Origin of the sequence: Pseudomonas cichorii (genome assembly GCF_015471405.1) — a bacterium.
In the GTDB taxonomy this organism is placed as follows: Bacteria; Pseudomonadota; Gammaproteobacteria; order Pseudomonadales; family Pseudomonadaceae; genus Aquipseudomonas; species Aquipseudomonas serbiensis.
The window spans coordinates 350074-362078 of record NZ_BLVZ01000008.1; the positions used below are offsets into that span (position 1 = coordinate 350074).

The window sequence follows — 12005 nt, forward strand, 5'->3', positions numbered from 1 at the left end:
GTAAGGCATCATCGCGAGCAGGCCATCGGCAAATGCTCGCGATGTTCGAAAAAAGCGTCTAAAAAGCCGTGTGTATATAAATGCTCATTCAACATGTTGCTGACAGGAGCGCTAAAATGCTCTGCAACTGCGGGCATGCTGCTTGTAGCAGAACGGGAACAGGCTCAGGTCTGTTGGCAACCATGAATCCAATCCAGCCAGGTTGATGAAGAAGTATGGCGATGCGCAAAACTGATAGAGAAGCCTTTTTGTGCTCGGTCCTGGGAAACGAACAGCCTCCCGCGCACCTTGCCAGATCTGTTATCGAAGAAAAACTGCGCAACGCCATTATTGATGGCAGCCTGCCGAGTGGTACAGCCCTGCGTCAGCAGGAGTTGGCCACATTATTCGGTGTCAGCCGAATGCCGGTGCGCGAAGCATTGCGCCAGCTTGAGGCACAGTCACTCCTGCGCGTCGAAACCCATAAAGGCGCCGTCGTCGCACCGTTGATCACCGAAGATGCCGTTGACGCCTATGGTCTGCGCATCCTGCTGGAGTCCGAGGCTCTGCGCCTTTCCATTCCGTTACTGGATGCCGACGACCTGGCAAGCGCACGAAGCTACATCGAGTTGCTTGAGGTTGAAACCGACTACTCCAAGATGGGCACCCTCAACCGCCTGTTTCACATGTCTCTGTACGCCAAGACGCCCAACAAGCGCTTGATGCGTCTGGTAGAAGAAGGCCTGAACGAAGAAGAGCGTTTCCTGCGCTTCAATCTCTCGTCCATGGGCCTTGGCAAACTGTCCCAGGACGACCACTGGGAGCTGCTGCGTCTGGCCGAAGAAAAAGCCGTTGAGCAAATCGTGAGTTCTCTGCAAAACCACCTCAATCGGGGTGTCAAGGCAATCACTCAATACCTCAACAACAAAAAGGCCGAGCAAGAAAAACCAGCGGTACGCCAACGCAAGAAAAGCATCGCCTGAATCAACTCCGGTTGATCACCTGACCCTCGTGGCCTGACGCTTCTCACTCCCCTTTCAGCACCCTTTCCATGCGCTGCGAGCTATCTGCTCGCGGGCAGCGCTTTTATGCCTGTTTTCCTGAACCACCGGGTTGGTCTGCCTCAGGAATAAGGCAAACTCGGTCGTGACTGCGGCGTGATCCAACCGGAGGGTTGCGCCTTGGTCGCTCTTGAACTGCCCGTCTGGTGCAGGGCAGCGATCTGTTCATTTGAACGTATTGAGAAAGGAGTTCCTGCAAGGGCAACAAGGCATTGGAAGTCACTTCCAGTATCGCCCTCCAAAAGTCAAAAACTCTGATTGTTCGGCATAACAGCAACGCTGAACGAGGCATTCGTTCATTACTCTCAATTTTGGCTCTTATCAGCCGAAAGGGTTGCTCACACCCCTATAAAACTTAAATCAATAGTTTTATATGGCAACTTACAACCCTGAAAAACAGCAACTAAAATAATAATAAAAAACAATTGCGAAATTCATTGAAAGTGCTTTAACTTTTATTCGCAGCCCGTCACAACGGCCGACACCTCAGGTTACTCGGCCACGCCCACACAGGCTGCAGCTTTGGGCACTCATGGCTCTGCAAAGGACCTGCAACGAAACAACTGACTTTAACGGTTATTGATCGTTTCAACTAACAGGCGCTGACCTGCCTGTTAGTCAGGCCTCCTGCAGCGTGTTTCTTCAAGAACGAAAGCTGTTATTTAGCCACACGCACATCCAACACTTGCACTTACAACTACCGGGATATCGCCATGCATTGTCAGAAAACGCTATTGGACCGCAAGAAAACCGAACTTAGCCAACACCCCATCTTTGCTGAAATCAATTCCCTGGAAGTGCTTAAACGTTTTATGGAAACCCATGTATTCGCCGTCTGGGACTTCATGTCGCTGACCAAGCGTTTACAGCAGGAGCTGACGTGTACCCAATTGCCCTGGCTACCGCCTCGGGATGCATCGGCAGCCAGGCTGATCAATGAAATCGTGCTGGGTGAAGAATCCGACGACAAGCTGAGCCACGGCCACTACAGCCATTTCGAGTTGTATCTGGATGCCATGCGCGAGATTGGCGCCAGCACCTTGCAGATAGAGCGTTTCGTCGAGCTTCAGAAACAGGGCGTGCATTACGCCACGGCATTGCAGCGCGTCAATGCAGGCCAGGCGGCAACGGTATTCGTGACCCACACGCTCAATACCGCGCTGCATGCACCCGCCCATAGCGTGGCAGCAGCCTTTCTGCATGGCCGCGAAAGCGTTATCCCGGTGATGTTCCAGAGCATCCTCGATGAATGGGGCATCACCGTCGATCAAGCCCCGACCTTTCGCTATTACCTGGAACGCCATATCGAAGTCGATTCGGAGGACCACGGCCCGGCTGCCGAGCAGTTGCTGGCCCGACTGGTCAATGGCGACGAGCAGCGCGAGCGAGAAGTCTATCAGGCCGCCATTGCCGCCGTGGATAGCCGGGTCGAGCTGTGGGACACCCTGCGCATGAGCATGCGCTCGCCATTGATGCAAGCCAGTGCCTGATATCGCGTCTACAAGGAAGCCATCATGAAAGCAGAAGACTACAGGTCGTTCATTGATGCCTGGGAAGGTCGCGCCACCATCCGCACTCGCCCACGCCGGATCGTCGAGAACGATGAAAAACTGATCTACCCACTGAGCCGCCAGCCTTTGGTGTTGAGCGAAACCTTCACCCGTGAGTGCCCGCACCTGCGTGATTACGCACTGGTGCAAAGCCTCTACAAGTTCATCAATGATGTCGTGATCTTTGAAACCGAAATTGTCGACAAGACCGCGCGCAGTATCGCCAAGGACAACTTCACCATCCGCTTTCCTTTTGCGTGTCGCTACGACGCCATGACAGTAGTGGTCGATGAGGATTACCACGCATTGGTGGCGATGGACTTCATGCAGCAGACCATCGCCCTGACGGGGATCGAACCGATTGAACTGCCCGATGAAATCGAGCTGAGCCGGGCCATTCCTGCCGCCCTCGCCCTGGCGCCGGAGCATCTGCGCAGCGCAGTGGAACTGATCTGCGTAGCCATCGCGGAAAACACCGTGACCAACGATGTGGCGGCCTTCGCCAAGGACGATTCGGTCAAGCAGTCGGTCAAGGGGCTGATGGCCGATCACTTGCTCGACGAGGGCCGTCACTCAGGGTTCTGGGCACGACTGGTGCGTATCTACTGGCACACCGCGCCCGAAGAGGATCGCGAATGCATCGCCCGCATCATGCCGACATTCATTGCTCAATATTTGACCAGTGATATCCAGCACGGCTTCGATTTCATCCTGATCGATCACCTGCAGGTCGCAGATTCCGTCAAGCAGGCGCTCAAGGATGAAATCACGGCGGTGAGCTTTCCCATCAATCGCCATCACCCTCTGATCGGCAATATCGTGCGCTTCTTCAAGAGCAGTTCAATGCTTGAAGATGCTTGCGTGCAGCGGGCGCTGGCCGACTATCTGCCAGCCCAGGGAATGCTGCAATGAAACGTCTGGAGATCGTGCTCATCGGTCATAGCCTGACCCTGAGCGAACTGCACACAGAACTGCTCGCACACGGACATGCGGTACATCGCCTGAGCGATCAGGCCGAGTTGAATGCGAGCCTTGTCGACAACGCCTCGATACTGATCGAAGACGGCAGCCTGGACATGAATGGCGAACGGCTCAAGGCATTCGCTAGCACCGATCACCTGAGCCTTCGTGTCGGCTTGAGTCCGAACTCAACCGATGGCCTGCCACGCCTTGAGTTGCTGTGCTGGCACGGTTCGGCCACGGCCCAGCACCTGATCGTGCGAGAGTGGCTGCCTGCTCAGGAGTCGGGCAACGGCCGTATGTTGCGCGACGCGGCAATCGCGGAGTGTGTCGACCAGACCGCGCTGCTGATCAGTCGCCTGTCCAGGGACGAGAAGTATTTCAGCACCCTGCCCACGACCACTCCCGCACAAAGCGAATGGCAGGATGGCCTGCAGGCGATAGATCATCTGCTGTTCAGGCATCGTCTGAATCAGACCGATCAACCGCATCTGCTGGAAGTGGCCCAAACGCCTCTGGTCGAACGCCTGGAGCAAAGCTTTCAGACCTTTGGCGAACGCTCGGCCCTGTCGATTGCCGGTCAGGTTTTCAGCTATCGGGAGTTGTACGCTCAAGGTGTCGCAATCCAGCGTCATTTACTGCCGCTGATTGAGGCCAGAGAGCAGACAACACCTGTGGTCATCGGCATTTGCCTGCCCAAGTCTGTCGCGTTGTATGCAGGCATTCTGGCAACTCTCGGCAGTGGCGCGATCTACCTGCCACTGGACCCCAGCCAGCCCGTTCAGCGCCAGCAATACATTCTGGAAAACTCGGGTGCCCTGCTGTTGCTGCATGACGGTTCGCATCCGCTGGCCAAGGCCGGGTTTCCCGCACTGGATATCGGATCGATCCAGGTGACGGAGCCAGATCAGCTTCTGACCAGGCCACTGACGCATAGCGACTCGCCGTGTATGGCGCTCTATACCTCAGGCACCACTGGCCACCCCAAAGGCGTGCTGCTCAGTCAGCGTAATCTCAGCCACTTCACTGCCTGGTATGCGGAGTACGTCAGCCTGTCCGAGCACAGCCGGGTGTTGCAGTTCTCGACACTGAGCTTCGATTCTTCAGTGATCGATATCTTCCCCACCTGGCTCAGCGGTGCAGAGCTGGTGATACCCGATGAAGACCAGCGACGTGATCCCCTGCGGCTGGTCAGCCTGCTGAAAGACCGCATCAGCCATGCGTTTCTGCCACCTGCATTGCTGAGTATCCTGCCGCTGGACGAGCCCTTGGGGCTTGAGCATGTGATGACCGGAGGCGACGTCTGCGAGCCTTATGTCATCGAGCACCTGACCCGGCAGTGCCACTTTCATAACCTCTACGGCCCGACCGAAGCCACGGTTCTGGTCACTGCCGGGCAGTTCCGGCCTGGCAGCAGCAACCGCAATCTGGGCCGACCGATTGCCAACAGCCAGGTCTGGATTCTGGACGAGCAGTTGCAACCAGTGCCGGAGCAGGCGCAGGGAGAGTTGTATATCGTCGGTCCTGGCGTGTGCCTGGGTTACTTGAACAATCCTGACCTGACAGCCGAACGCTATGTGACGCTGACCTTGCCAGACGGGCAGCAACTGCGTGCCTATCGCACCGGGGACATCGGCAAATGGACCCCGGACGGTATCGAGCTGGCCGGACGTCGTGACAATCAGGTGAAGATTCGTGGATTTCGGGTCGAGCCGGAAGAGATCGAGCACTGCCTGCGCAGCAGTCAGCTGTATCGGCAGGTCGCCGTGGTCGTCGATGGCCAGCGCCGCATCCTGGCCTTTGCTGCCCAGCCTCATGAGGCTGAAGAGGTCGCCCTGTCGGCATTGAAAGCGCACGTGCAACGCCTGTTGCCGGACTACATGCATCCCGGCGCCTATACGGTATTGGCGAACATGCCATTTGCCAGTAACGGCAAGATCGATCGCAAGGCCCTTCTGGAAATACCAGTAAGCTTCGCAGACCAGCAACCCCGCCGCCTGCCGGAAACGGAGCAGGAGCAAAAGCTTCTCGAACTGTGGGCAGAGCTTCTTGAACTGCCCATCGGGGATATTTCCACCGACGAAAGCTTCTTCAATCTGGGTGGCCATTCGATCCTGCTGTCGCGCATGTTGCTGGGGATTCGCGAACGGTTCGGGCGCAGCATTCCCATCAATCGCTTTATTGAAGCGCCCACCGTGCTGACGCTGGCGAGCCTGATCGAAAGCGAAGGCGTTTCGAGTTACACCGTCAGCCCGCAAGCGCTGCTGGACGCCAACGCCGATCTGGAAATACCGGTGCTGCCGATCAGCAGGCTGGGCGATGTCCACAAAGTCATCGTGACCGGTGCCAATGGTTTTCTCGGCGTGCATATCGTCGAAGCGCTGCTGGCCTGGGGAGCGAGCGAGATTGCGTGCCTGGTGCGCGAAGGCTCGGGGCAAAGCGCACACGAACGCTTCGTTCAGTCGTTGCGGGAAAACCGGCTGGAGCATCTGGACCTGAGCCGTGTAACGGTCTATCCCGCCGACGTCACTCAACCGCAGTTGGGTTTGAGTGATGACGTGTATGAGCGACTGGATCGGGACTTTGGCGCACTGGTGCATAACGCGGCCAATGTGAACCATGTCCAGGATTACGAAACGCTTATCCGTGACAACGTGGCACCGGTCTTTGAATGCCTGCGACTGTGCGAGGGACGCAGCAAGAAGATCTTCAACTTCGTCTCGACACTGTCGGCTTCCAGCGCCGTCGATGCAGCGGGCAGTGTGCTGGAGCAACCTGCCGCCGCCACACCGCCGATCTACATCAAGAACGGTTACAACCTGTCCAAATGGGTCGCGGAGCGGGTGTTGCAAAGGGCCAGAGAGCAAGGCGTGTGGGTGAATATCTACCGCCCCGGCAACATTGCTTTCAACAGCGTAACAGGCGTGTGCCAGCCACAGAAAAACCGCTTGATGCTGATGCTCAAAGGCTCCCTGCAACTTGGCAAGGTCCCGGAGTTCGCCATGAACTTCGACCTGATGCCGGTGGACTTCCTTGCACGCTTCATCGGTTTCCACGCCAGCCGCTATCAGGCCAGCCGTGCGGTATTCAACCTCCACAACCCCGAGCCCTTGAGCTGGAACAGTTACGTGGATGCCTTCCGCGAAGCCGGGCGCGAGTTCGAGATGGTCAGCGTGGCGCACTGGCAAACCCAGCTCAACCGCGTCGATAGCCAGAACGCACTGTTCGGCGTGCTGGGCTTCTATCTGGACGGTTTCGAGGAAGACATCGGCGACATCTCGATGATCGAGTACCAGAACGCCCTGGCCGGCATCCGGCACATGGGTGAGCAATACCCGCAGAAAACCCCGGCGCTGCTGCGCAAGGGTTGCGACTACCTGAAAGAAATCGACTTTATCTGAACCATCGACAACCCAACACGAAACAAATGGAGAACGACATGAGCTCAATCAACACTCTGCAACCGGACACCCTGATCAAGAACCCGACACTGTGCAAAGTCGTCTCGGCAGTGGAAGTGCCGGGGGATGCCAACAGCGTCTGGGCGATCGTCGGCAACTTTGGCGGTTTCCAGGCCTTTATTCCGGCGCTGGAAAGCACTGAAGTCACCGGGAAGGGCGTGCGCTCGGTGCGCAAGAAACTGTTCAAGGACGGCAACGTGGCCATCGAACAACTGAACTCTCACGATAACAATGCGCGCTTCATGACCTGGTCGCTGATCTACACCAGCCTGCCCGTAGGCAATCTCTGGGCAGCGATGACCGTCCAACCCACTGGCGAGAACGATTCGGTTGCAACATGGACCATCATCGCCGAACCCGATCAGGGTGGGCCTGAAACACTGCCGGCGTTCCAGGAATTCCTCCAGGGCTTCGCTGACAGCGCCATGAGTAACGTGCGCAGCCTGTTTGCCTGATTTGTTGCAGTGACCAAAACCCGCTCAGCGCCAGAAGCCTGAGCGGGTTCAGGCATTTGAGAGGTTGCAAATTGGCGGACGCTTTCACACAATGCGATTTATTATCATTCGCGCAGCGCTGGGATGGCGCGCCTCAATGCCTTCTCAGCACTCGGCCATACACATGCTCTACAACGATCACCATGGCTGGCTCCATTCATGGCTGCGCAGCAAACTGGGCAATGCCGCCGATGCGGCTGATCTGGCACAGGATACGTTTGTGCGGCTGCTCAATCGCAGCGAACTGCTTGAGCTGAAAACCCCACGAGCCTTCTTGCGTACCGTTGCCAAGGGCCTGGTCATCGATCACTGGCGCCGTGAAGAACTTGAGCGTGCTTATCTGGAAGCCATTGCTCATCTGCCGCCCCACGAGACACCTTCGCCCGAGTCCCGCGAGCTGGTTTTCGAGTTGCTGGAAAGCATTGCCCGAATGCTCGACGGCCTCAAACCGAAGGTCAGGCAAGCATTTTTGCTGGCCCAATGCGAGGGAATGCCGCACAAGCAGATTGCCAGACAGATGGGCGTGTCCCTGCGTTCGGTCGAGCGTTATATCGCCGATGCGCTTTATCACTGCTATGTACTGCGATACGACGCATGAGCCGTACCTTGCAGCCGTCTCGCCAGCGCCAGCCCTCGCCACAGGTTGTAAAACAGGCGATCCAGTGGTCCATGCGGCTGAACAATTCGTCAGCCGATCCAGGCCTGCGCAAGCAGTGTGAACAGTGGCGTACCGAACACGCCGATCATGAATGTGCCTGGCAACGTATCCAGACACTGAGCAATGAGTTGAACAGCAGCTTCCAGGCATTACCCGGATCGGGAGCCGCCTTTGAAGCACTGGAGAACAGCGCGCAACGACTGGGACGTCGACAAGCGCTGAAATTACTGTCCGGTATCGTAGTACTGGGCTCCGCTGCATGGATCTCCCGTGATATGGCGCCCTGGCAGCAATGGCAGGCCGACTTTGCTACCAACGTGGGTCAACGCAACAGTTACCGGTTGCAGGATGGCACACGTCTGCAATTGAACACCGACAGCGCGGTGGATCAGGACTTCAATACCCTGCACCGCCTGATAAACCTCACACGCGGGGAGATTCTGGTTGCCTGCGGGGCCGACTCGCAAAGTATCGCGCCAAGGCCACTGCTGGTGCAGAGCCGCCACGGTCTGTTTGAAGGCATCAGCGGCCGCTTCGTCGTTCGTCAGGATCAGGACCGGACCCGTGTCAGCGTGACGGAGGGCAGCCTGATTATCCGCTCGCCTGCCACATCCCCGATAAACGTGAAGGCAGGCCAGAGTTATTCGGTTTCCGGACAGCGCGCCACCCTGCTCCCGGCACTGGATATGGAAGCAGGCGCATGGAGCGAAGGCCTGATCGTGACGAAGGATATGCGTCTGGGTGATTTCCTGGCGGAGGTCGGGCGCTATCGCCGGGGTTATCTGGGGTGTGCGGATGACATTGCAGACCTGCGGCTTTCCGGCGTGTTCAGGCTGGAGGATACCGACAAGTTGCTCGCGGTCCTGCCTCAGACTCTTCCTGTAAAACTCAGTTACCACACCCGCTGGTGGGTGACGCTACAGCGTCAGGCCTGATTATTTCTGGCGGGTTTCGCTCAGGTGTCCGGCATGGATATCAGTACCCCTATTTCTCTGATTGAACCTGACGGAACTGCCTCTCATGACCCGGCCTCAAGGTATCTCGCATTCAGTTTGTGCTGCCTCCGACTCACCAGCCCTGCGCACGGCCATTCGTGCAGCATTGGTTTCAATTGCTCTGGGCACAACGGCCTTGCCGCTTCAAGTGCAGGCCCAGGACAGCGCTTCGTCAACCAGTGTCGTACGCAACTACTCCATCGCAGCAGCCCCACTGGGCGAGGCGCTGAATCAGTTCGCCCGGCAGGCGGGGATCACGTTATCCGCGACACCGGCACAAACGGCAGGCGCTCGCTCACCGGGATTACAGGGTAATTATTCAATAGGTCAGGCCTTGAACATTCTGCTGGGTGGCAGCGGCTTGCAGGCCGTCTCGCAAGATGGCAGCAGTTATGTCCTGCGGGCCGTTGAAGACCAGACACTGTCGCTGCCAGACACGGATATTCGCGGGTTTGCCTTGGGAAATGCCTTGGGCAGCATGGAAGGCTATAACGCCACGCACAGCCAGATCGCGACCAAGACCAGTACGTCGCTACTGGAAACCTCACAGTCCGTCTCGGTTGTCACCCGGCAACAGATGGACGATCAAGGTTCACAGACGGTTTCGCAAGCCATGCGCTATACCCCTGGCGTGCTGACCAATCCGTATGGAGCAACTCATCGGTACGACTATGTCGCGATGCGCGGCTTCAATGACGGGTCTGTGGATAACATCTATCTGGACGGTCTGAAGTCCATGGGCGATAGCGGGACTTACAGCACCATGCAGGTCGACCCGTACTTCCTTGAGCGGGTCGATATCCTCAAAGGTCCTTCGTCGGTGCTCTATGGTCGCAGCTCTCCGGGTGGCCTGGTGGCGCTGACCAGCAAGAAACCGCTTTATGAGCCTTATCACCAGATCCAGGCCACGGTCGGTACACAGGGTCAGCGAGGCTTGGCATTCGATTTCAGTGGTCCTGTGGATGAAGACAAACGCATTGCCTATCGACTTACGGGGCTGACCGATAAATCCGACACCCAGTTCGATCATGTGGAAGAGAAACGCTATGCGCTGGCTCCCACCGTAAGCATCGACTTCAACGAAGACACTTCGCTGACACTGCAAGCCTATCTACAGCACGACCCCGAAGGTGGCTATCACGGTGGCGTGCCGGCGGATGGTGCGCTTCATCAACGCAATGGCCAGCGCATATCGGAGAACTTTTTCGATGGCGAACCAGGCGTGGATGGCTTCAGCCGTGACCAACAGTCATTCGGCTATCAATTCGAGCATCGCTTCAATGATGTCTTCACGGCACGGCAGAACTTCCGCTACCTGGATTCCAGGGTGAAGAACGAGCAGGTCTACGCCTATGGCTGGACCAGCGCGACCGGCAACGAACTGAATCGTTATTACTCCGGTGGCGATGAGCGTCTGCACGCATTCATCATCGATAACATGCTGCAGGCTGAGTTCTTTACCGGGTCGGCCAAGCATACAACGCTGCTCGGCGTGGACTATCAACGACGCAAGACCGTGGTTGACTGGACCAGCGGCGCAGTGACGTCCCTGGATGCTTTCAATCCCGTGTATGGAAACTCCGCAATCAGTTATTACAGCCCGACCAGTTACCTGCGGCGCCTGGAACAGACAGGCCTTTATGCGCAGGATTTGATTGAGCTCGACAAGTGGCGCTTCTCACTGGGTATCCGCCAGGATTGGGTGGAAACCTCCGACGAGAACCGACTGGCTGAGACAGGGCGTCCGGCAGGAACCGAAATTAGTGACAAGCGAACCAAGCTCACTGGCAGGGCCGGTGTACTTTATCTGTTCGATAACGGGATTGCGCCGTACCTCAGCTATTCCGAGTCGTTTAACCCGAACTCTTACTCCGACAGCAGCGGTAACCCGCTGGCGCCTACGGACGGCACCCAATGGGAAGCCGGGATCAAATATCAGCCACCAGGCACAGACAATCTGTTTACTGCTTCAGCCTTCCATATCGATCAAGAAAACCTGGCTTCCAAGCTGCCTCAAGAAAACTTCTACCGTCCTGTTGGCGCAATACGCTCACAGGGACTGGAGCTTGAAGCTCATATTCAGCTGACCGATAACTTCAAAGTGCTGGGCAGTTACACGCTGACAGATATCGAATACTCGAAGTCGATGATCAGCACATTGAGTTCGGCGACCACTATCATCGAGAACAAAGGAAATTCACCCACCCAGGCCCCCAAACATATGGCTTCGGTCTGGGGTGATTATGCATTCAACAGTGGCGCTCTCGACGGGCTGCGTCTGGGCGGTGGTGTTCGGTATGTCGGCTATAGCTGGGCGGATGCTGAAAACACCATGAAGGTTCCAGCGTACACATTGCTGGATGCATCTGTGGGGTATGACCTGAGCAAGGTAGGGCTCAAAGGTGTTGATGTGCGGGTAAACGCAAACAACCTGACCAACGAATCCTATGTCGCGTCCTGCGCAAGCTTGAGCTTCTGTTATATGGGCGAAGAACGAAATTTGAGTGCGACCGTAAGCTATCAGTTCTAAATAGTTGCGTCGCTCGAAGCCAGCCTTCAGCAGTGGAGGCTGGTTTTTTTGTGTGTGGCTTTCGAGAGCCTGGGGATATCTTTGCTGGGAGCAGAAAGACAAAACCCCTGTCTGCGTCAGCAGACAGGGGTTTCGGAATGAATCTTGACAATGACCTACTCTCACATGGGGAAACCCCACACTACCATCGGCGATGCATCGTTTCACTGCTGAGTTCGGGATGGGATCAGGTGGTTCCAATGCTCTATGGTCGTCAAGAAATTCTGTTGCCGATCCGTTACCGAGTAACGTGACAGCGAAATTGGGTGACTTCTACT

8 protein-coding genes and 1 rRNA gene are annotated in these 12005 nt (G+C 56.7%); 8 read left to right on the top strand and 1 reads right to left on the bottom strand.

From position 1 onward, the window contains the following. Positions 1 to 221 precede the first annotated feature (221 nt). The 8 genes from JL015_RS15255 (at position 222) to JL015_RS15290 (ending at position 11688) form a co-directional block, all read left to right on the top strand. Positions 222 to 962: a GntR family transcriptional regulator gene (locus JL015_RS15255; RefSeq protein ID WP_201019022.1), complete on the top strand. Its 741-nt coding sequence runs from the start codon at positions 222 to 224 to the stop codon at positions 960 to 962. Positions 963 to 1753: 791 nt separating this feature from the next. Next, positions 1754 to 2530 carry a DUF3050 domain-containing protein gene (locus tag JL015_RS15260; protein WP_201004230.1) on the top strand — a complete coding sequence of 259 codons (777 nt, stop codon included), beginning with the start codon at positions 1754 to 1756 and terminating at the stop codon, positions 2528 to 2530. A 24-nt stretch (positions 2531 to 2554) separates the two neighbouring features. Next, positions 2555 to 3502 carry a diiron oxygenase gene (locus JL015_RS15265; RefSeq protein ID WP_201004232.1) on the top strand — a complete coding sequence of 316 codons (948 nt, stop codon included), beginning with the start codon at positions 2555 to 2557 and terminating at the stop codon, positions 3500 to 3502. Next, positions 3499 to 6951: a non-ribosomal peptide synthetase gene (locus JL015_RS15270; RefSeq protein WP_201019023.1), complete on the top strand. Its 3453-nt coding sequence runs from the start codon at positions 3499 to 3501 to the stop codon at positions 6949 to 6951. Before JL015_RS15265 ends, JL015_RS15270 begins: the two co-directional genes overlap by 4 nt. A gap of 38 nt (positions 6952 to 6989) precedes the next feature. After that, positions 6990 to 7466 carry an SRPBCC family protein gene (locus JL015_RS15275; RefSeq protein WP_201019024.1) on the top strand — a complete coding sequence of 159 codons (477 nt, stop codon included), beginning with the start codon at positions 6990 to 6992 and terminating at the stop codon, positions 7464 to 7466. Positions 7467 to 7602: 136 nt separating this feature from the next. Then, positions 7603 to 8103 (top strand): sigma-70 family RNA polymerase sigma factor, encoded by a 501-nt coding sequence (locus JL015_RS15280; protein ID WP_201019025.1) that lies wholly within the window; start codon positions 7603 to 7605, stop codon positions 8101 to 8103. Further along, positions 8100 to 9098, top strand: coding sequence for a FecR domain-containing protein (locus JL015_RS15285; protein ID WP_236250218.1), 999 nt, complete (start codon positions 8100 to 8102; stop codon positions 9096 to 9098). The genes JL015_RS15280 and JL015_RS15285 overlap by 4 nt, the downstream gene beginning before the upstream one ends. A gap of 85 nt (positions 9099 to 9183) precedes the next feature. Continuing rightward, positions 9184 to 11688, top strand: a complete 2505-nt coding sequence (locus tag JL015_RS15290; protein ID WP_201019027.1) for a TonB-dependent siderophore receptor — start codon at positions 9184 to 9186, stop codon at positions 11686 to 11688. 142 nt (positions 11689 to 11830) lie between these two features. On the opposite strand, the gene rrf is transcribed toward JL015_RS15290, so the two are convergent. After that, a 5S ribosomal RNA gene (rrf, locus tag JL015_RS15295) occupies positions 11831 to 11946 on the bottom strand. Positions 11947 to 12005 lie beyond the last annotated feature (59 nt).

Coding starts and splice junctions, on each gene's coding strand:
- JL015_RS15270 (WP_201019023.1), top strand. CDS start 3,499: ATGAAACGTCTGGAGATCGTGCTCATCGGTCATAGCCTGACCCTGAGC.
- JL015_RS15265 (WP_201004232.1), top strand. CDS start 2,555: ATGAAAGCAGAAGACTACAGGTCGTTCATTGATGCCTGGGAAGGTCGC.
- JL015_RS15260 (WP_201004230.1), top strand. CDS start 1,754: ATGCATTGTCAGAAAACGCTATTGGACCGCAAGAAAACCGAACTTAGC.
- JL015_RS15280 (WP_201019025.1), top strand. CDS start 7,603: ATGCCTTCTCAGCACTCGGCCATACACATGCTCTACAACGATCACCAT.
- JL015_RS15275 (WP_201019024.1), top strand. CDS start 6,990: ATGAGCTCAATCAACACTCTGCAACCGGACACCCTGATCAAGAACCCG.
- JL015_RS15290 (WP_201019027.1), top strand. CDS start 9,184: ATGACCCGGCCTCAAGGTATCTCGCATTCAGTTTGTGCTGCCTCCGAC.
- JL015_RS15255 (WP_201019022.1), top strand. CDS start 222: ATGCGCAAAACTGATAGAGAAGCCTTTTTGTGCTCGGTCCTGGGAAAC.
- JL015_RS15285 (WP_236250218.1), top strand. CDS start 8,100: ATGAGCCGTACCTTGCAGCCGTCTCGCCAGCGCCAGCCCTCGCCACAG.